Here is an 18,733-nt window from a genome sequence, read left to right as displayed (position 1 = left end):
GCACTCACTTGATTTTTAGTTTCAGCAGATGCACGCGCCGGTTATCGGCGCGCAACACCTCGAAACCAAAATCGCCGATCTCGACTTTTTCGCCTTTCTTCGGAAAATGCTCCAGACGTTGCACGATCAAACCGCCGATGGTGTCGTATTCGTCATCTTCCAGATCGGCGGAAAAATACTCGTTGAACTCTTCGATCGGCGTTAATGCGTTCAGAATGAATTCTTTTTCACCGCGTTGCGAAATAAATTCCTGAACCTCGTCATCGTCGTGCTCGTCCTCGATTTTGCCGACGATTTGCTCCAGCACGTCTTCGATAGTAACCAAGCCGGCGGCATTACCGTATTCGTCGACCACGATGGCCATGTGATTACGCTCGGTGCGAAATTCTTTCAGCAACACGTTCAGGCGTTTGCTTTCCGGCACCAGGTTGACCGGCCGCATTACGTCTTCGACTTTCAACGATTTGTCGCGTAAGGCATGGGCCAGTAAATCCTTGGCCAACAGGATGCCGACCACTTTGCTGCGGTCTTCTTCGATGACGGGAAAACGGGAATGGGCAAATTCGACGACCAGCGGAAAGATGGTTTCCAGTTCGGCCTCGCGCGGCACTACCACCATCTGCGAGCGCGGGATCATGATGTCTCTGACCCGCATCTCCGCCACATGCATGACGCCTTCCATCATGGATAACGCGTCGGAATCGAGTAAATGTTTTTCTTGCGACTCTCGCAATATCTCCAGCAAGTCTTCCTGGTCTTGCGGTTCCCCACTCAGAAAATGGCCGATGCGTTCGATCAGGCTTTTCTGATGGGGCTGGCTACTCGGGGGGTTACCATCGCTCATTGCTTACTATCCTCCAGATAGGGATTGGCTATGTTTAATCGGCTTAGAATGTCAATTTCCAGCGCTTCCATTTGTTCCGCGTCTTGCTCTTCGATGTGGTCATACCCTAGCAAATGCAATACGCCGTGTACAGTGATATGCGCCCAATGGTGGTCGGGCAACTTGCCTTGCTCGGCCGCTTCGCGCGCGATCACCGGCGCGCAGATCACCAGGTCGCCCAGCAAATCGAGTTCCACGCCCGGCGGCGCTTCGAACGGAAAGCTGAGGATATTGGTCGGGCCTGACTTGTGCCGGTATTGGCCGTTCAACTCGGCGCTTTCTTCCGTGTCGACTAGGCGAATCGTGATTTCGCTATCCTGTTGAAAACCGGATAAGGCGGCGTCGACCCAGATTTGGAATTGCGCTGCGTCGGGGTGTAGCGATTCGGTGGCAATCTGCAGATCGATATAGTTCACGGCGTATTGTTGCCCTGTTCCAGTTCGTAACGGTCGTAAGCGGCAACGATGCGTTGCACCAAAGGATGCCTGACCACGTCGCGCACGCCGAAGAAGGTGAAGCTGATCCCTTCCACGTCCTTCAACACTTTCAACACATGTTTCAGCCCGGACATTTTTTCGCTGGGCAAGTCGATCTGGGTTACGTCGCCGGTAATCACCGCCGTGGAGCCGAAACCGACCCGGGTCAAGAACATCTTGATCTGCTCTACCGTGGTATTTTGGGCTTCGTCGAGAATAATGAAGGAATCGTTCAGGGTTCTACCGCGCATGAAAGCCAACGGCGCGACTTCGATGACGTTTTTTTCCAGCAGTTTCTCGACCCGTTCGAAGCCGAGCATATCGTATAAAGCGTCGTACAGCGGCCGCAAATAAGGATCGACCTTCTGCGCCATGTCGCCAGGCAGGAAACCCAGCTTTTCACCTGCTTCCACCGCCGGTCGTACCAAGACGATCCGCCGGACAGTCTCGTTTTGCAAGGCTTCCACAGCACAAGCCACCGCCAGGTAGGTTTTGCCGGTGCCGGCCGGGCCGACGCCGAAATTGATGTCGTGGCTGAGGATTTTGCGCAAATAATCCTGCTGGTTGTGGCCTCGGCCTTTAATCACGCCACGCTTAGTCCGGATCGCTACCGGTTCATGATTGGCCGCTGGCTGCAACAGTTGGTCGATGCTGGCATCCTGCAAACTCAGATGTACCTGCTCCGGGGTAATTTCTTCGCGCTCCGTCATTTCGAACAGTTTTTGAATCACCGCGCAAGCCGCTTTGACTGCGGCATCGACGCCGGTGACCCGAAAATGATTGCTACGGTTGGCAATATCCACATGCAGGCGCTGCTCGATCTGTCGGATATGGCTATCGAGTTGGCCGCAGAAATTGGACAGGCGCTGGGCGTCGTCCGGCAACAGCGTGATTTCTTGGGAAAAATGCGAGGTATTCAACACTAGGCGGTCTGTCTGACTTTTTCGATGGAAGATTCGGACACTCGGCCGCGCAAAGAATTCGGCAACGCTTCGGTGATCAAGACGTCGACGAACTGGCCGATCAGGCGCGGATGGGCGGCAAAATTGACCACCCGGTTATTCTCAGTACGCCCGGTCAGATGCAACGGATTTTTCTTGGATACGCCTTCCACCAACACGCTTTGCACCGTGCCGACCATCGATTCCGAAATCGCCATGAACATCTGGTTCAAGCGTTCTTTCAGGCGTTGCAGACGCTGTTCCTTGACTTCCATGCTGACATCGTCGGCAAAATTCGCGGCCGGCGTGCCGGGTCTGGCGCTAAAAATAAAGCTGTATGAGAAGTCGAAACCGACTTCCTCGATCAGAGCCATCGTATCTTCGAAATCCTGGTCGGTTTCGCCGGGAAAACCGATGATGAAATCCGACGACAGGCTGATTCCCGGCCGCGCGGCTTTTATCTTGCGCATGATTTCCAGGTAATCCTCGCGCCGGTGGCCGCGTTTCATTTCGGCCAGAATCCGGTTGCTGCCGCTTTGCACCGGCAGATGTAGATGATTGACCAACTGTGGAATCTCGGCGAAGGCTTCGATGATGTCGTCGGTGAATTCCAACGGATGCGAGGTGGTAAAGCGAATGCGGTCGATACCGTCGACGGCGGCGACACAGTGCAGCAATAACGCGAAGCTGGCGATGTCGCCGTCTTCCATTGCGCCGCGGTAAGCGTTGACGTTCTGACCCAGCAGATTGATCTCGCGCACGCCTTGCTTGGCCAGCGTTTCGATTTCGGCAATCACATCGTTCAGCGGCCGGCTGACTTCCTCGCCGCGGGTGTAGGGTACCACGCAATAAGTGCAATATTTGCTGCACCCTTCCATCACCGATACGAAGGCTTTCGGACCTTCGGCGCGCGGTTCCGGCAGGTTGTCGAATTTTTCGATTTCCGGGAACGAGATGTCGACCACATGTTTGTCGCCGCTACGCGCCTTGTTCAACAGCTCCGGCAGACGATGCAACGTCTGCGGCCCGAACACGATGTCGACGTAGGGCGCACGTTTCTGTATCGCGGCCCCCTCCTGACTGGCGACGCAACCGCCGACACCGATGATCACGTCAGGCCGTTTGTCTTTAATCTTCTTCCAACGCCCGACCGCGGAAAACACTTTCTCCTGGGCTTTTTCGCGGATCGAACAGGTATTCAGCAATAACACGTCGGCCTGCTCGGGAATATCGGTCAATTCCAAACCGTGCGATGCTTGCAGTACGTCCCGCATTTTGTCGGAATCGTACTCGTTCATTTGACAACCGTTAGTCTGTATATAAAGTTTTTGCGCCATGCTTGATGAGATACTCCAGCTCCTCTCACTAACAAAAAACCCCCGTCTCGCGACAGGGGCTGGTAACGGCCGGATTATAAACCCAATTTTCGGCAAATGCTTGTTTTATACGGCAATCCCCACCTGCAGCGCTTCAAACCAATCCAGAAAACGCCTGACGTCGTCGCCCTTGAACATCCGGCCATGTTGCGGCGCCAGGATTTGCACATCCAGTTTTCTGACTCGCTCCAGCCAAGCCCGCTTGGCTTGGTTGGACGGCATCCAACGCTGGTGGAAATAGCGCATTTTCTCGATGTGGGCCTCGAAATTATCGACGAAAACCGGTGCACCAGGCGCTTCCAGTGCAGCACCGACATCGCCCGACATCAAAATCTTGGCCTGCGGATCGTAAATATGGAAGTTCGCCGACGAGTGCAGATAGTGCGCCGGTACGATTTGCAGTTCGACGCTGCCGAGATTAATCGTGCCGCCATGGTCCGGAATCGGCAGATATTCGATTGCCTCGCAGCCGAAATGGCGTAAAAAGCCCTCCCACAACTGCGCCGCGTGCAATTTTGCGTTCGGCAAGGCTTGGTCCCACAAACCCAAAGAGGAAATAATGTCCGGGTCCTGGTGCGACGCGAATAAATCGGTGATTTCTTCGACCGGCGCGTGGTGCAAAACCGCTGCCAACATCGGCGCGAACAGCTCGATGCCACCGGGGTCCATTAATAAACAACGATCGGCAGTTCGCACCATGTACTGGTTGGTATCGATGATCTTCTCCGGCCGGTGCGGATCGCGGCCGAACATCACCCATTGGTGTGAACCTTCGTAGATTTTGGTCATTTTCATGTCGGATTCCTCTTCGCAACAGCAGCGGTCAATCGGCCAGATTGATAACGGTCAATGCGCTGCGGCACCGGTGTACTTTGTCGTTAATGATTTGGGCGGCGTTATCGACGCTTTCGGCAACCGCTTGCAAGCTTTGCAAATACTCGCCGGCTTGCGAGGCTTCGATCCGGGAATTGGCGGCAATCACCCGTGCCGCCCGGGCCGGATGCATGACTTCGGCCAATTTGACCAGCAATTCGGCAACATGGATCGTAAACTCGCGGCGCCCCGCTTGCGCTTTTTGCCGGGCTTGCTGTAACGGACCGGCCAACGATTCGGCGTAACGCGCCCCCCGAGCCAGACGCTCGACCTGCTCGAAACGGCCGCAGGCTTCGGCCAGACGCTGTTCGTTCACCGTCAACCGATATAGCAGAAAAGCATAATCGTTGATGTTGTTGACCAGTCCGATGGTGTCCTTGGCCAATTCGTTAATGAAATCGGTGATCGGCTGAAAACCTTTGGCTTTTTCTCCGGCGCGAAATGCGATGGCTTTGGCGTTGGCCGCGGCCAACGATATTTCCTTGGCCACCTCCATCACGGCGCTCAATTCGGCGGCAATGGACGCTACGGCGACAAACTGGGATTTGGTTTGTTTGATTTGCATTTGGCAAGACCTCGTGCGGCTGACTACGTCTGAACCTGGAAAGCTTAGCCGACAAATCTAAGCGCGCGAATTCGAATGCGGATAAATGCGCGTTGATGCGGATTTAACGGGGTTGGTAACAAGTCGGATCGGCGACGCCCGCTGCCGCAAACCCGGCCGCACGCAGCCGGCAGGCGTCGCATACGCCGCAGGCCCGCCCTTCGCTATCGGCCGAATAACAGGAAACGGTGGCCGCATAATCGACGCCCATGGCCATACCTTGCTGGATGATCTCGGCCTTGCTCAAGGCGATCAACGGCGTATGGATCTGAATTTTATGGCCTTCGACGCCGGCCTTGGTGCCGAGGTTGGCCATATCTTGGAACGCCTTGATGAATTCCGGCCGACAATCGGGATAACCTGAATAATCCACGGCATTGACGCCGATAAACACATCGTGTGCGTTCAACACCTCGGCCCAGCCCAGGGCAAAGGCCAGAAAAATAGTGTTCCTGGCAGGAACATAAGTCACCGGAATCCCGATCTGCGGCGAAGTCGGCACATCGATATTGGCGTCGGTCAGCGCCGAGCCGCCGATCGAACTCAAACCCAAATTGATGATTTTATGGGCCGCGACCCGGTAATGGCTGGCAATGTTTCTTGCCGCTTCCAGTTCCGCGTTGTGGCGTTGGCCGTAATCGAAACTCAACGCGTGACAGACAAAGCCTTGCCGCTGGGCCAGCGCCAACACCGTGATCGAATCCAATCCGCCGGACAACAAAATCACCGCCGGCTTGCCGCTGGAATTATTTTCCTCGTGCATCATTCCACAAATATTTATGCAATTGAATTTGAAATCTAACCGTTAACTGGTCGGCCAAAATTCGCTCAGCCAACTCGGTGGGCGACATAATCCCCATCACCGGCGAAAACAACACTTCGCAACGTTGCGCCAATCGGTAGTACTCCAGCTGTTGTCTGGACCATTCGTAATCGGCCGCATCGGCGATAACGAATTTGACTTGATCGTGCGGCAACAAAAAATCGAGGTTGCGGTAGAGGTTGCGCTGCATTTCGCCGGAACTGGGCGTTTTCAAATCCACAACTTTGACGACTCTGGAGTCGACCGCCGCAATATCCAAGGCGCCGCTGGTTTCCAGAGAAACCGAATAGCCGGCGTCCACCAACTGTAACAACAACGAGTGGCATCCGGGCTGCGCCAGTGGCTCGCCGCCGGTTACGGTCACGTAGCGGGTGTTATAACGCCTTATTTCGGCGAGGATATCCGCAATAGCGAGTTTCTCGCCGCCGCTAAAGGCGTAAGTGGTATCGCAGTAGGAGCAGCGCAACGGGCATCCCGTCAAGCGCACGAATACAGTGGGGATGCCAACCGTGTTGGTTTCCCCTTGCAACGAATAAAAAATCTCGGTGATACGTAACTGTTGGTCCATCCGCCGACCGGCTATTGCGACATTTGCGCCAGTTTTTTCTCGGCCAAATGCGCGGCGGTGGTACCGGGATAACTGGTAGTGACTCGGGTCAGATAATCGCGGGCTTTTGCGGTGTTTTGCAGATCGAATTCGATATAGCCCAATTTCAATAATGCATCAGGCACTTTCGAACTATTCGGATATTGGCTGACCACTTTGTTGAACGCGGCACGAGCCGCATCAAATTCGCGGTTGATTTTGTAGGCCTCTGCCAGCCAATACTGGGAATTGTCGGCAAACTCGCCGGCCGGAAAATCCTTTAGCAGGTCCTGAAACATTTTTACGGCTTGGGCGTTGTGGCCGTTGCGCAATGTCTCATAGGCCGTTTGGTAACGTTCCTTTTCGTTACCGGCAACCGTTGTTGGAGCGGGCTTGGTTTCGGGGACCGGAGCTGGCGCCGGCTGAACTGCCGGTGTTGGCGCCGCCGCAGACGCAGCGGAAGCGGCCGGAACCGTTGCAGCTACCGCCGGAGCCACCGTTTGCGCGGCAGGCGCAGGTGCCACCACTGCATCCGGTTGCTGGCCGACAGCAGGTTGGGCCGCCGCCGGCTGGCCAGCGGCCGATAAAGCCTGCATCCGATCGTCCAGGTCCGAATACATATTATTTTGTTTGCGCTGCAAATCGGCGATGGTTTGCGACTGTTCTTCAACCATGCCGCGCAATTGCTGCACTTCCGACTGTAACTGCTCGAGGCGTCCCAGGACTTCGAATATGGCGTTATCGCTGGGCGCGGCCTGGTAAGTACCGGCGCTGTTGACCGGAACCGCCGATGCCGAGGTGGTTAACCCCAGACCCAAACCCACTGCCAGAAGTGCACGCTTAGCCATTATTGATAACCGACCTCAACCCGGCGATTCATTTGCCAAGCGGATTCGTCATGGCCTGACACAGCCGGTTTTTCTTCACCGTAACTGACGACTTCCAGTTGCCCAGCGGTGACGCCCTGCGAACGCATCATTCTCTCCACCGATTTGGCGCGTTGCTCGCCCAACGCAATGTTGTACTCACTGGAACCGCGCTCGTCGGCATGGCCGGACAGAATCACGTGTTGGTTAGGATGGGAAGCCAGATACCGAGCATGGGCGGCCACAACCGGCACGTACTCTTGCTTGACTTGGCTGCTATCCAACTCGAAATAAATGATTTGTTTGGACAACGGATTGTTCGGATCGCTGAATTCAGGACCCAGGTGCGAACCCGAGCCCGAACCGAAGCCGTTGCCGGAACCAAATTGGCTGCCTGACATCGAGCCGTCGTTGTAACCGCTGGTCGAAGCGTCGCTACCTTGCGTGGAATCCGCCAAGCTGCCTTCTTCGTCGGTTGAACTACAACCACTGGCAATTAAAACGGCACTCATCGCCAAAGCCAAATAGGTTTTATTGAATCTCATCAAGTTTCTCCAAAAATAAATAAAAATCAGGTAGCTATAGTTTGAGGGTTATCGGCTTTGCAATCAAGGCGCCCAAGCAGGTTCACGTACGCCGCCGCTCTCGAATGCCAATTTTTGCTGCATCGCGCCGTCGGTGGAGACCACCGACAAAGCGGATTTGCCGCCACGCGTCGCCGCAAACAGAATCATGCTGCCGTTCGGGGCGAAACTGGGCGATTCGTCGAGATTGCCTTCACTCAACACATTCACGGTGCGCGATGCCATATCCATTACAGCGATTCGGTAGCTGCCGCCATTGCCGGTCACCATCGCCAAGCTTCTGCCGTCCGCCGAGAATCGGCCCCTGGCGTTGTAATCGCCCTGGAAGGTTAAGCGGCTGGCTTTACCACCGGACGCCGGCATGCTGTAGAGCTGGGGTTTGCCGCCCATATCCGATGTAAACACGATCGTCGAACCATCCGGGGACCAGGTTGGCTCGGTGTCGATCGACAAACCGCTGGTCAGGCGGGTCAAGGCCCGGTTAGCCAAATTCAGCACGTAAACATCGGGACTACCGTCTTTGGACAAAGTAACCGCCAGTCGGCTGCCGTCAGGAGAAAAAGCTGGAGCGCCGTTAATGCCGGGATAGGCGGCAACGCTCTCGCGCTGACCGGTGGCCAAGGTCTGCACCCAAATTTCGGAACGTTTGGTATGGAACGAAACGTAGGCGATTTTGCTACCGTCCGGCGACCACGCCGGCGCCATGATCGGTTCCGGAGATTCCGCTATCGTCCGCGGGTTGTAGCCGTCGGCATCGGCGACTTGCAGCATGTACTGTTTGCCGCTACCCCGAGATACGCTGGTGACGTAAGCGATACGGGTATTGAAGGCGCCTTTTCGACCAGTCAGTTTTTCGTAAATCAAATCGCTGATATGGTGCGCAGCGCGGCGCAGTTCATTGGCACCGGCAGTCAGCCGGTACCCCATCAGCAACTGACCGTTGTGAACATTGAATAAATAAAACTGGATGTTAAAGCTATTGCCGTTACCGACAACTTGACCGATCGTCATGTAATCCTGCCCCAACACCTGCCAGTCCCGAAAATTTACCTTTTCCGGCTCGCTGGGTTTAGTCAACATATCGTCTTCGGCCAGGGTTTTGAAAAAACCGCTACCGGCCAAGTCGGAACTGACCACATCGGACAGTTTGACGTTACCGATAGAACCTTGTTGGGCAAACGGAACGATAGCGATAGGTACTGCGGTTTGCGAGCCCTTGGTGATTTCGATAGTCAAACCGGCCGCCTGGGCCACCGATAGCAATGAGGCAATGAAGCCGCCGATTAAAACTCTGTTGATTAGAATCATTCTATGGGTTCCGTGGTTTATTCCGGTTTAAACGATAAATTGAAAACTCTGTACTTCTGGTTGAACAATATCTTGTCTTGCGGCACCGGCAACGGCGAGGCCTTTCTGACCGCGTTCTCCGCCGAACGGTCGAATATCGGGTCGCCGCTGCTGCCGACTACCACCGCATCCATCACGTCGCCGCTGGGCAGCAATTTTACCTGAATTGTACATTTCAAGCCTTGTGCGGCCCCCATCGGCCTAATCCAGGCAGATTCGGTTTTGCTTTTGATTAACCCATTCAAGCGGGCTTCCTCGGCCGCAGCCGCCGCCAAGCGCTCCTGCTCGGCTTTCGCAGCAGCGGCAGCGGCCTCGGCGGCTTGGCGTTCTTTCTCGGCCCTTTCGGCGGCGGCAATTGCCGCTTGCCGTTCCTGTTCGGCCTTGGCTTTCGCCGCAGCTTCTGCCGCTTGGCGTTCTTGCTCGGCTTTCGCCTTCGCTGCCGCTTCCGCGGCTAATCTGGCTTGCCGTTCTTTTTCAGCCTTTTCCGCCTTGGCCTTAGCCTCAGCTTCCGCCTTGGCTTTGGCTTCCGCTTCTGCGGCAAGTCGTTCCTTCTCGGCCTTTTCAGCCGCTAATTTAGCTTGGCGATCCTTTTCCGCTTTCTCCACTTTTGCCTTGGCCTCGGCTTCGGCGACTTGTTTGGCCTTCTCTGCCGCCAGTGCTGCCTGTTTTTCCTTTTCGGCTCGGGCTTTTTCTTCAGCTAACTGCCTTTCTTTTTCCGCCTTGGCTTGTTGCGCCTGTTCTTCGCGTTTGGCTTCCTCGGCCTTTTGTTGCTGCAGTTTTTTCTGTTCCTGGGCCTTTTGGTCCTGAAGCTTCTTTTCCTGCTCCAGTTTTTTGGCTTCGGCTTCCTGTTGTTTCAGCTTGGCTTCTTCCGCCAGTTTTTGCTCCTTGAGCTTGGCCTCCCGTTCCGCTTCCTGTTGCTTTTGTTTTTCCAACTGCTTTTGTTTCTCGGCTTCCTTGTGCCTTTCCAACTCGGCCTGCTTCTGTTTTTCGGCTAATTCCTTTTGTTTCTCCAATTCGGCCTGTTTCTGTTTTTCCGCGACTTCCTTGGCCTTTTTTTCCTCCAGAGCCCGCCGTTCCTTGGCCTCCTCCAACTTTTTTTCCTCTTCCCTGCGCTTGGCTTCCAACGATTCCTGGCGCTTTTGTTCGGCCAAGGCCTCCTGCTTGCGTTTCTCGGCGGCTTCCAACGCTTTCTGCTCTTCCAATACCCGCTGTTTTTTAGCCTGTTGCAGGGCTTGTTCCTCGGCTCTGCGCGCGTCTTCCAAATGTTGCTGCCGCTCGACCTCCGCCTGGCGCTTATTTTCTTCGTTTTGCTTCAGTCGCTCGGCTTCTGCATCGATTGCCGCACCATCGAGTACGGTAGCTTCGATAATCTCGGCGGGTGGCGCAGTCTGAGCATCATCGCTATCGGTCAGGAAACTGATACTGAACAGCAGCACAATCAAAATGTGTAGTGCCACCGCCAAAACAAACGAAGGTTTGAAATTTCTCATGATTCTGACGTTATTTGCTCTCGGGCGGCGGCGAAGTCATCAAGCCCACTTTCGGTGCACCGGTTTTTTTCAGTTCAACCATGACCTTGACGATACTGCCGTAGTCGACCTCGTGGTCGCCGCGTACATAAAGCTGGGCCTTCGGGTTGTTCCGGAACACCGCCGCCACCCGCGTTTTGACAGTTTCAGCATCGACTGGTGTATCCGCTTCTTCATCGCCGTTGCCGATATCGACATAAAGGCTGCCGTCTTTTTTAATCGACACGATGACCGGGGTCTGGTCCTGCAAGTCGACCGATTCCGCCTCGGCTTGCGGTAAATCGACATCGACACCGGTTTGTACCAGCGGTGCGGTAATCATGAATATCATCAACAGCACAAAAGTAACGTCGATATAAGGTACGACGTTAATTTCCGCCATCGGCCCGCGCCGTTTGCGCGATTTACGGTTGCTGCCGCCTACGTTCATTTGCTGTGCGCCTGTCTTTGCAGAAGAACTACGAATTCGTCAATAAACAACTCGTAACGGCCGGCCAAACGGTCCAGCCGAGTCGAGAAACGGTTGTAGGCTATCACCGCCGGAATCGCGGCAAACAAACCGATCGCGGTGGCGATCAGCGCTTCGGAGATACCCGGAGCGACGTTGGCCAACGTGGCGTTTTTGATCTCACCCAAGGCTCGGAACGAATTCATGATGCCCCACACGGTACCGAACAGGCCTATGTAAGGGCTAGTCGAACCGACCGTTGCCAAGAACGGAAGCGTTTCGTCCAACCGGTCCAATTCCCGAGCCAACTCGATACGCATCGCCCGCTGGGCACTTTCGACCTGAACCACCGGCTCGACATCGCCCTTTTGCCGCATTCTGGCAAACTCGCGGTAGCCGGCCAGAAAGATTTTTTCAATCCCTTCCGGCTCGAAACGGTCGCTGGACATTTTTTTGTACAATTCGGCCAGACCGACGCCGGACCAGAACTCGTCCTCAAAATCGTCGGTGATTTCGATGGCCTGCTTCAACTCTTTACGCTTGGAGAAAATGAAAGTCCAAGAAGCAATCGACGCCGAGAGCAGAATGAACATGACAAACTGCACGACGAAACTGGCTTCTTTGACCAGCGTCAGAATGGATAAATCGGTATTCATTAGCTTAGTTGTTCCAAAATTGCGAAGGGAATCGGTTTGGGTTTCATGGTCCGGGCATCGAGACAGGCTATCCTGACTTCGCCGGCGCACAAAACTTGCTGGTGGCGGGTAACCGCCTGCTCAAAAGTAAGGTTGGTTTTTTTTATTTCAATAATTTTGGCGCTAACAGCCAGCAGTTCGTTAAACCGAGCCGGTTTCAAATAATCGATCTTTACCGAGCGCACCACAAAAATAATACCTTGCTCGGCAACCAATGCGTCTTGTTCGACCCCGTAGCTGCGCAAAAACTCGGTTCTAGCCCGTTCAAAAAACTTGAGGTAGTTGGCGTAAAACACCACACCACCGGCATCGGTATCTTCGTAGTACACCCTAACCGGCCAGTTGAACACTGCGGTATCAGACAGTCCTGACGTCATAGGCTAAAAATATCGTCGCTACCTGGTGCTCGTTTGGGCTGAGGCAAACCGAAATGGCTATAAGCTTTGTGCGTGGCGACACGGCCTCGCGGCGTGCGCATGATGAAGCCTTGCTGCAGTAAATACGGCTCTAATACATCCTCAACCGTACCACGCTCTTCGCTGATAGCCGCTGCCAATGTATCCAAACCCACTGGCCCACCCTGGAAATTTTCGATCATCGCCACCAACAACTTGCGGTCCAACATATCGAAGCCTTGCGGATCAATTTTCAGCATTTCCAGGGCCTGTGAGGCAGTTTCGCGGGTCACGACCCCGTTCCCTTTCACTTCGGCAAAATCGCGCACCCGGCGCAACAAGCGATTGGCGATGCGCGGCGTACCGCGCGAGCGGCAGGCAATTTCATCCGCGCCGCCGCCATCCATGCCGATGCCTAACATTTGCGCCGACCGCTTGACGATACTGGACAGTTCCTCGACGGAGTAAAATTCCAAGCGCTGGACGATACCGAAGCGGTCGCGCAGAGGCGAGGTCAATAATCCAGCCCTAGTGGTGGCTCCTATCAACGTAAACGGCGGCAGATCCAGCTTGATAGAGCGTGCGGCAGGGCCTTCGCCTATTATAATATCAATCTGGTAGTCTTCCATAGCCGGATACAGCACCTCCTCTACCGCCGGATTCAGCCTGTGGATCTCGTCTATGAACAAGACATCGTGCGCCTGCAAATTGGTCAGTAAAGCCGCTAAATCTCCGGCTTTATCCAGCACCGGCCCGGAGGTCTGCCGGATATTGACGTTCATTTCTGTGGCCACGATATTGGCCAACGTAGTTTTACCCAGTCCCGGCGGGCCGAATATCAGCACATGATCCAAAGCTTCAGCGCGACTGACCGCCGCCTGAATGAAGATTTCCATTTGCTGGCGCAATTCGCGCTGGCCGACATAATCCTTTAAGCGTTTCGGCCGAATCGCCCGATCGACTCTTTCCTCGTCGCTGCTGCCCAGTGCAGTGACCAAACGGTCGCTTTCGATCATTTAACCGCTCCGCGCAGCGCCGCGCGAATGATGTCTTCGCAACTACTATCCTCGCTGGCAACGGCTTGCGCCATCCGCGCCGCATCCTGGGGTTTGTAGCCCAACGCACACAACGCGCTAATGGCCTCCTGCTTCGCGGAGCCGTTGGACACTGCGGTTTGGCCGACACCTGAATCTCGAACGGTAAATTTATTTAGCTCAGGCAAGCGCCCGCGCATCTCCACGATCAAGCGTTCGGCGGTCTTTTGGCCGACCCCTGGCAAGCGCACCAAAGCCTTCACATCGTTGTCGTCGATACAACGGTAAAATTCTTCTGTCGTCTGTCCGGACAATATCGTCAACGCCAATTTGGGTCCGATGCCGTTAACTTTGATCAGCGTCCTGAACAGACTTCTTTCGCCTTCGCTGACGAAACCGAACAAAATATGGGCGTCTTCCCGTACGATCAGATGGGTATGTAAGCGGACTTCCTCGCCTAAAGCCGGCAAATCGTAAAAGGTATTCATCGGCGCTTCGACCTCATAGCCGACTCCTTGCACGTCGAGCAACAGTTGCGGCGGCGCCTTATGGATCAGTTTGCCGCGCAAAAAACCGATCACGACCCCACCTGCTGCAGACGCTTCGCGGTTTCCTGGTAATGGCTATGGCAGAGGCCTACAGCCAGCGCGTCGCTGGCATCGATTTGTAATTCGCCTTGAATATTCAATAAGATTTTCACCATGTGCTGCACTTGCAGCTTGTCCGCGTTGCCTTTACCGACCAACGCCTGCTTAACTTGCCGCGCGGCGTATTCGAACACCGGTAGCCGCCTATTCATCGTCGCGCAAATTGCGGCGCCGCGGGCTTGGCCGAGCTTCAACGCCGAATCGGCGTTCTTATGCATAAAAACCTGCTCGATCGCCATCTGCTCGGGACGATACAACTCTATAATCTGGCTGACACCATCGAAAATTTGTTGCAACCGCTCCGGAAAATTATCGGACTGCACCCGAATACAACCGCTTGCCAAGTATTTGACACCACGCGGCGTCGTCTCGACCACGCCATATCCGGTAATTCTCGAGCCGGGGTCTATACCCAGTATCCTGACCAATCGCTTAACTGCCGCTTAACGCCAATGCCGATTTAGCCGATTGCGGCCATAATCTCGTCGCTGATGTCTGCGTTGGAATAGACATCCTGAACGTCATCCAAATCTTCCAGACGGTCGATCAATTTCAGCATTTTCTCGGCAGCCTCGGCGTCCAACTCGGTTTTGGTATCGGCATGCATTGTGACTTCCGCGCTTTCCGGCTCCAATCCAGCAGCAACCATGGCTTCTTTGACATTCAGATAATCCTCCGGCGCCGTAAACACATCGATCGACCCATCGTCGTTGGTCACGACATCCTCGGCCCCCGCCTCCATCGCCGCTTCTATCACCACGTCTTCGTTCACCCCATTGGGGAAACTGATAATTCCGACCTTGCGAAAAAGATAGGCCACGGAACCATCCGTGCCCAAGTTGCCGCCGTGCTTGGAAAAGGCGTGTCTCACGTCAGCTACGGTTCGGTTTCGGTTATCGGTCAGACAATTGACCATGACCGCGGTACCGCCGGGCCCATAACCCTCGTAGCGCACCTGTTCGTAATTATCGCCGTCGAGTGCGCCGATCGCTTTTTTGATGGTGTTATCGATGGTGTCCCGCTTCATATTGGCACCGAGCGCCTTGTCGATTGCCGCGCGCAAGCTGGGATTATTGGCAACGTCGCCGCCGCCCGGACCTTTGGCCGCTACAGTAATTTCCCGGATCAGTTTGGTAAAAATCTTGCCCCGTTTGGCGTCTTGCGCACCTTTACGATGTTTGATATTCGCCCACTTACTATGCCCTGCCATTGTATCTCTCTGAATCCTCTAAAAAATTTGCCGATTTTACCATCGTCAATCCGGCTTATCGAGCTTCGTTACAGCACATGCGGCAAAATGGCCGTTAGCGACGCATCCGCGACGTAGCAATCCGCTTGTTCTTCCACCAAAGGCCGGCGAACCACGCCGCCAAACCCGATCATATAAGCCCCGGCCTGCTTAGCCTCCAGATCGGTCTTGCCGTCGCCTATCATCACCAGGGCTGAATGGTGCATTCTAAGCCTCCTGCAAATTCTGGCCTTGCCGCCGCTGACGGCTAGCGGCGAATGCCGAGCAAAATCCGAATACCCGCCGTCGGCGTCGAACTCGATATCGACCGCATGCACGTGCTGCTCCGGAATACCCAGCCGTTCCGCCAATGGCAGAATCGCTTGCCGCAATCCTCCGCTGATAATATGGATTTGTTTGGCATTCGCTTGTAACGCGGCAACGGTTTCGGCAACGCCGTCGACCAACTCGGAAATATACAAGGCGGCCAACCAATCTATCGCGGCTTTGTCAGGTTTGATCAATTCCAAGCGTTTGGCATAAACCTCTTCCAACGCCAATTCGCCATTCATTGCCGCATCCGTCAATGCCGCCACTTCATCGAATATCCCATTGCGCCGAGCCAACTCGTCTATTCCTTCGATCCGACTCAAGGTACTGTCACAATCAAAACAGACTACGTCAAAACTCATAATACGATTTGCCTCGCCGTATGCACTGCCGGCACTTCGCATACTGCTTTTAATACTTGTTCGTTTAAAGGGTCGGAAACGCTGATCACCATCATCGCCAATTGGTTTTGGTCGGCGATACTGACCTGCATGCGGGTGATATTGATGTTGGCCGTACCGAGTATCGAACTGATCGCCGCAATCACGCCCGGCTTGTCGTCATGGCGCGTGATCAACAATGCTCCTTCGGGTACCACTTCGATTTCGAAGTGATTGATACCGACCAACCGGGGATGCTGATGTCCGAGCAAGGTGCCCGACAGAGACACCTCCTTATCCGCGCAATGTCCGGTGATTTTAATCAACGATTGATAGCCTTCAGCTTCTTCGGTCTGCGACTCAACCAAAGCGATACCCTGGCGTTTGGCGATATTTTCGACATTGACCCGATTAACCGGAGTCGAAAGCTGGCCTTTAAACAAACCCACCATGGCTTCCGCCGATATCGGCCTGATTTTGACTTGAGCGGCCTTACCGAAAACGGCAACTTCCAGTTTTTCGATCGGCCGGTCGATTAAACCCAACAAGACCTTACCCAGAATATTCGCCAGGTTCATAAAAGGCTGCGCCTCGTTCAGCTCTTCGGCTGAAAGTCTAGGTAGATTCAAGGCATTAACCGCTTCGCCGGTTTGCAGGTACTTGACAACCTGACGCGCAATTTCGACGCTGACTGCAATTTGCGCTTCTTTGGTGGACGCCCCAAGGTGAGGAGTAAACACAATATTATCCAAACTCAACAAAGGGGAATCGGCCGGTGGCTCGTTTTCATAAACGTCTAACGCCGCCCCTGCGATACGTCCTTCCTTTAACGCATCGTATAACGCCGCTTCGTCGACCAACCCGCCACGGGCGCAATTGATCAGCCTTGCCGATTTTTTCATCATGGCCAATTGTTGAGGGCCGATGATATTCTTAGTCTTTTCCAATAGCGGGCAATGCAGCGTCAAATAATCTGCCTGTTTAAGCAAGGTATCCAGATCGACCATTTCCGCACCGTGTTTAGCAAACACATCGGGAGCAACGTAAGGATCATAAGCGATTATCCGCATCCCCAAGCCATGCCCCCTTTGAGCAACAATCCGACCGATAGTACCGAACCCCAAAATAGCCAGCGTCTTGTGGGCAATTTCCGCGCCCATCAGTTTGGCCCGCTCCCACTTTCCTTGCCGAACCGAGAGATTGGCGGTGGGCAAATTCCGGCTTAACGAGAAAATATGGGCTATCGCCAATTCCGCCGTGGTCGTTGCGTTCGCGTCGGGCGTGTTCATTACGATGACACCTTGTTCGGTAGCAGCCTCTAAATCGACGTTATCGACTCCAATACCCGCTCGTCCAACCACTTTTAACTTGCTCGCGCACTGCAACACCCGTCTCGTGACCTGGGTATCGCTTCTGATCAACAGCGCATCGTATTCTGCAATCATTTCGCATAATTCATCTTCATCCAATCCAGTCTGAATATGAATTTGAATCCCTTCTTGAGCATTCAAAAAGTTAACGCCGTCTTCCGCGAGTTTGTCGGAAATCAGAATTTTTTTCATAACCGAAACCAGAATTGATGGGCAATTCGGCCATTTTAGCAGCTTTGCTATAATCGCCCCAAGACCAATCAAGCCGCCCCGAATTTAACGCCTATGCAACAAAAACGCGCACTTGGTGCAATTATCGCTGCGTGCATCTTGGCGATAGTTTTTTGGCAACAAACTCGATTCAAGACAATCACTCCCGATTCCGTATTCACCACGCTAAGGGGCGAGCAAATTGTGCTTCATGATTTGCGCGGTCAGCCAGTATTGGTCACATTTTGGGCAACCGACTGCCGCGCCTGTATCGAAGAAATTCCCGATTTAATCGCTTTGCACGAACAATTCGCCAACAATGGTTTGCGAATAATTGCAGTAACCATGCCTTACGACATTCCCAGTCGAGTAAAGCAATTAAGCGAAATGCGCAATCTGCCCTATGCAGTAGCATTGGATATCGAAGGGGCGCATGTGAGAGCCTTTGGAGATGTATCGTTGACGCCCAGCAGTTTTTTGATTGACCGGGAAAGGAATATAGTTTCTCGGGTGATTGGTCGATTCAATTTAGCTGACTGGCGAGCACGAATTGCCGCTATGTAGTCGAATTGAACAACTCTCTAGGCGGATTAGCAGCCTTACGTGTCCCGTACCTGGATTGAGCCATCGCATACTGCAGGTTGTCTGGCGCACGCAGCTGTGAGAAGAGTATAGGCAAAAAAAAGCCCGTTGTTTAGACGGGCTTTATATTTAAGAGCTTGGCGATGACCTACTTTCACATGGCAACCTGCCACACTATCATCGGCGCTAAGCGGTTTCACTTCCGAGTTCGGGATGGGATCGGGTGGTTCACGCTTGCTATGTTCACCAAGCAAACTGGTTGGGCTGCTGTTGCAGCCGTCATGCACAGGTTTCAAGCTCACTGGCTTGCCGGCTTTCGCGGTTAACCTGTTTTTCATGGAAATCTGTAGCGAGTTTGTCGTTCTCAGTTTTTGTTCAGCGATTGTCTTATGACAACCCAAACGCATTGGGTGTTATATGGTCAAGCCTCACGGGCAATTAGTACACGTTAGCTACGCCCATTACTGGACTTCCACACCGTGCCTATCAACGTCGTCGTCTCCAACGGCCCTTCAGGGGACTTAGA

General features: G+C 54.0%; 22 protein-coding genes and 2 rRNA genes. 1 reads left to right on the top strand and 23 read right to left on the bottom strand.

Features of this window, described 5'->3' with window-relative positions; all coding sequences use genetic code 11:
• Positions 1 to 4: 4 nt before the first annotated feature.
• The 21 genes from NP603_RS18565 to serA form a co-directional block, all read right to left on the bottom strand.
• Positions 5 to 844: a CorC family transporter gene (locus tag NP603_RS18565; RefSeq protein WP_256612344.1), complete on the bottom strand. Its 840-nt coding sequence runs from the start codon at positions 842 to 844 to the stop codon at positions 5 to 7.
• Positions 841 to 1,299, bottom strand: coding sequence for an rRNA maturation RNase YbeY (gene ybeY, locus NP603_RS18560; protein WP_256612343.1), 459 nt, complete (start codon positions 1,297 to 1,299; stop codon positions 841 to 843). The genes NP603_RS18565 and ybeY overlap by 4 nt, the downstream gene beginning before the upstream one ends.
• Complete coding sequence (locus NP603_RS18555) at positions 1,296 to 2,282, bottom strand: PhoH family protein (protein ID WP_256612342.1); 987 nt, start codon at positions 2,280 to 2,282, stop codon at positions 1,296 to 1,298. Before NP603_RS18555 ends, ybeY begins: the two co-directional genes overlap by 4 nt.
• Positions 2,282 to 3,637, bottom strand: coding sequence for a tRNA (N6-isopentenyl adenosine(37)-C2)-methylthiotransferase MiaB (gene miaB / locus NP603_RS18550; protein WP_256612341.1), 1,356 nt, complete (start codon positions 3,635 to 3,637; stop codon positions 2,282 to 2,284). The genes NP603_RS18555 and miaB overlap by 1 nt, the downstream gene beginning before the upstream one ends.
• Positions 3,638 to 3,742: 105 nt before the next feature.
• Positions 3,743 to 4,471 (bottom strand): oxygen-binding di-iron domain-containing protein, encoded by a 729-nt coding sequence (locus tag NP603_RS18545; RefSeq protein WP_256612340.1) that lies wholly within the window; start codon positions 4,469 to 4,471, stop codon positions 3,743 to 3,745.
• A 28-nt stretch (positions 4,472 to 4,499) separates the two neighbouring features.
• Positions 4,500 to 5,114: a chemotaxis protein gene (locus NP603_RS18540; RefSeq protein ID WP_256612339.1), complete on the bottom strand. Its 615-nt coding sequence runs from the start codon at positions 5,112 to 5,114 to the stop codon at positions 4,500 to 4,502.
• 103 nt (positions 5,115 to 5,217) lie between these two features.
• The gene (queC, locus tag NP603_RS18535) at positions 5,218 to 5,916 is read right to left on the bottom strand and encodes a 7-cyano-7-deazaguanine synthase QueC (RefSeq protein WP_256612360.1); all 699 of its coding nucleotides are present in this window, start codon (positions 5,914 to 5,916) and stop codon (positions 5,218 to 5,220) included.
• On the bottom strand, positions 5,900 to 6,544 hold the full coding sequence (gene queE, locus NP603_RS18530) for a 7-carboxy-7-deazaguanine synthase QueE (protein WP_256612338.1): 645 nt from the start codon (positions 6,542 to 6,544) through the stop codon (positions 5,900 to 5,902). Before queE ends, queC begins: the two co-directional genes overlap by 17 nt.
• An 11-nt stretch (positions 6,545 to 6,555) precedes the next feature.
• Positions 6,556 to 7,410 carry a tol-pal system protein YbgF gene (gene ybgF / locus NP603_RS18525; protein WP_256612337.1) on the bottom strand — a complete coding sequence of 285 codons (855 nt, stop codon included), beginning with the start codon at positions 7,408 to 7,410 and terminating at the stop codon, positions 6,556 to 6,558.
• On the bottom strand, positions 7,410 to 7,973 hold the full coding sequence (gene pal, locus NP603_RS18520; protein ID WP_256612336.1) for a peptidoglycan-associated lipoprotein Pal: 564 nt from the start codon (positions 7,971 to 7,973) through the stop codon (positions 7,410 to 7,412). Before pal ends, ybgF begins: the two co-directional genes overlap by 1 nt.
• Before the next feature lie 63 nt (positions 7,974 to 8,036).
• The gene (gene tolB, locus NP603_RS18515) at positions 8,037 to 9,311 is read right to left on the bottom strand and encodes a Tol-Pal system beta propeller repeat protein TolB (RefSeq protein ID WP_371928905.1); all 1,275 of its coding nucleotides are present in this window, start codon (positions 9,309 to 9,311) and stop codon (positions 8,037 to 8,039) included.
• A 26-nt stretch (positions 9,312 to 9,337) separates the two neighbouring features.
• The gene (tolA, locus tag NP603_RS18510; protein WP_256612334.1) at positions 9,338 to 10,849 is read right to left on the bottom strand and encodes a cell envelope integrity protein TolA; all 1,512 of its coding nucleotides are present in this window, start codon (positions 10,847 to 10,849) and stop codon (positions 9,338 to 9,340) included.
• 10 nt (positions 10,850 to 10,859) lie between these two features.
• Positions 10,860 to 11,270 carry a protein TolR gene (tolR, locus tag NP603_RS18505; RefSeq protein WP_371928902.1) on the bottom strand — a complete coding sequence of 137 codons (411 nt, stop codon included), beginning with the start codon at positions 11,268 to 11,270 and terminating at the stop codon, positions 10,860 to 10,862.
• A gap of 44 nt (positions 11,271 to 11,314) precedes the next feature.
• On the bottom strand, positions 11,315 to 11,992 hold the full coding sequence (tolQ, locus tag NP603_RS18500; protein WP_064020548.1) for a protein TolQ: 678 nt from the start codon (positions 11,990 to 11,992) through the stop codon (positions 11,315 to 11,317).
• Positions 11,992 to 12,408 carry a tol-pal system-associated acyl-CoA thioesterase gene (ybgC, locus tag NP603_RS18495; RefSeq protein WP_256612332.1) on the bottom strand — a complete coding sequence of 139 codons (417 nt, stop codon included), beginning with the start codon at positions 12,406 to 12,408 and terminating at the stop codon, positions 11,992 to 11,994. The genes tolQ and ybgC overlap by 1 nt, the downstream gene beginning before the upstream one ends.
• Positions 12,405 to 13,439: a Holliday junction branch migration DNA helicase RuvB gene (ruvB, locus tag NP603_RS18490; protein ID WP_256612359.1), complete on the bottom strand. Its 1,035-nt coding sequence runs from the start codon at positions 13,437 to 13,439 to the stop codon at positions 12,405 to 12,407. Before ruvB ends, ybgC begins: the two co-directional genes overlap by 4 nt.
• A complete protein-coding gene (ruvA, locus tag NP603_RS18485) occupies positions 13,439 to 14,041 on the bottom strand; it encodes a Holliday junction branch migration protein RuvA (protein ID WP_256612331.1) in 603 nt (200 codons plus the stop codon). The genes ruvB and ruvA overlap by 1 nt, the downstream gene beginning before the upstream one ends.
• The gene (gene ruvC / locus NP603_RS18480; protein WP_256612330.1) at positions 14,038 to 14,535 is read right to left on the bottom strand and encodes a crossover junction endodeoxyribonuclease RuvC; all 498 of its coding nucleotides are present in this window, start codon (positions 14,533 to 14,535) and stop codon (positions 14,038 to 14,040) included. Before ruvC ends, ruvA begins: the two co-directional genes overlap by 4 nt.
• A gap of 32 nt (positions 14,536 to 14,567) precedes the next feature.
• Positions 14,568 to 15,317 (bottom strand): YebC/PmpR family DNA-binding transcriptional regulator, encoded by a 750-nt coding sequence (locus NP603_RS18475; protein ID WP_256612329.1) that lies wholly within the window; start codon positions 15,315 to 15,317, stop codon positions 14,568 to 14,570.
• A gap of 68 nt (positions 15,318 to 15,385) precedes the next feature.
• Positions 15,386 to 16,027: an HAD-IB family phosphatase gene (locus tag NP603_RS18470; protein ID WP_256612328.1), complete on the bottom strand. Its 642-nt coding sequence runs from the start codon at positions 16,025 to 16,027 to the stop codon at positions 15,386 to 15,388.
• Complete coding sequence (gene serA, locus NP603_RS18465; RefSeq protein WP_256612327.1) at positions 16,024 to 17,607, bottom strand: phosphoglycerate dehydrogenase; 1,584 nt, start codon at positions 17,605 to 17,607, stop codon at positions 16,024 to 16,026. Before serA ends, NP603_RS18470 begins: the two co-directional genes overlap by 4 nt.
• Before the next feature lie 93 nt (positions 17,608 to 17,700).
• Here serA and NP603_RS18460 point away from each other — a divergent pair, with 93 nt between their 5' ends.
• Positions 17,701 to 18,189: a TlpA disulfide reductase family protein gene (locus NP603_RS18460; protein ID WP_256612326.1), complete on the top strand. Its 489-nt coding sequence runs from the start codon at positions 17,701 to 17,703 to the stop codon at positions 18,187 to 18,189.
• Positions 18,190 to 18,342: 153 nt separating this feature from the next.
• Here NP603_RS18460 and rrf read toward each other — a convergent pair.
• Positions 18,343 to 18,458: ribosomal RNA gene (rrf, locus tag NP603_RS18455) — 5S ribosomal RNA — on the bottom strand.
• A 166-nt stretch (positions 18,459 to 18,624) separates the two neighbouring features.
• Positions 18,625 to 18,733, bottom strand: a 23S ribosomal RNA gene (locus tag NP603_RS18450); the annotation flags it as partial.

The sequence above is a fragment of the Methylomonas aurea genome (genome assembly GCF_024505045.1).
Taxonomy (GTDB): domain Bacteria; phylum Pseudomonadota; class Gammaproteobacteria; order Methylococcales; family Methylomonadaceae; genus Methylomonas; species Methylomonas aurea.
The sequence above is the reverse complement of the archived record's forward strand: the minus strand, read 5'-3'. Positions and strand labels throughout refer to the sequence as shown.

Coding starts and splice junctions, on each gene's coding strand:
- NP603_RS18565 (WP_256612344.1), bottom strand. CDS start 844: ATGAGCGATGGTAACCCCCCGAGTAGCCAGCCCCATCAGAAAAGCCTG.
- miaB (WP_256612341.1), bottom strand. CDS start 3,637: ATGGCGCAAAAACTTTATATACAGACTAACGGTTGTCAAATGAACGAG.
- NP603_RS18545 (WP_256612340.1), bottom strand. CDS start 4,471: ATGAAAATGACCAAAATCTACGAAGGTTCACACCAATGGGTGATGTTC.
- NP603_RS18540 (WP_256612339.1), bottom strand. CDS start 5,114: ATGCAAATCAAACAAACCAAATCCCAGTTTGTCGCCGTAGCGTCCATT.
- queC (WP_256612360.1), bottom strand. CDS start 5,916: ATGCACGAGGAAAATAATTCCAGCGGCAAGCCGGCGGTGATTTTGTTG.
- queE (WP_256612338.1), bottom strand. CDS start 6,544: ATGGACCAACAGTTACGTATCACCGAGATTTTTTATTCGTTGCAAGGG.
- ybgF (WP_256612337.1), bottom strand. CDS start 7,410: ATGGCTAAGCGTGCACTTCTGGCAGTGGGTTTGGGTCTGGGGTTAACC.
- pal (WP_256612336.1), bottom strand. CDS start 7,973: ATGAGATTCAATAAAACCTATTTGGCTTTGGCGATGAGTGCCGTTTTA.
- tolA (WP_256612334.1), bottom strand. CDS start 10,849: ATGAGAAATTTCAAACCTTCGTTTGTTTTGGCGGTGGCACTACACATT.
- tolR (WP_371928902.1), bottom strand. CDS start 11,270: ATGGCGGAAATTAACGTCGTACCTTATATCGACGTTACTTTTGTGCTG.
- tolQ (WP_064020548.1), bottom strand. CDS start 11,992: ATGAATACCGATTTATCCATTCTGACGCTGGTCAAAGAAGCCAGTTTC.
- ybgC (WP_256612332.1), bottom strand. CDS start 12,408: ATGACGTCAGGACTGTCTGATACCGCAGTGTTCAACTGGCCGGTTAGG.
- NP603_RS18475 (WP_256612329.1), bottom strand. CDS start 15,317: ATGGCAGGGCATAGTAAGTGGGCGAATATCAAACATCGTAAAGGTGCG.
- NP603_RS18470 (WP_256612328.1), bottom strand. CDS start 16,027: ATGAGTTTTGACGTAGTCTGTTTTGATTGTGACAGTACCTTGAGTCGG.
- serA (WP_256612327.1), bottom strand. CDS start 17,607: ATGAAAAAAATTCTGATTTCCGACAAACTCGCGGAAGACGGCGTTAAC.
- NP603_RS18460 (WP_256612326.1), top strand. CDS start 17,701: ATGCAACAAAAACGCGCACTTGGTGCAATTATCGCTGCGTGCATCTTG.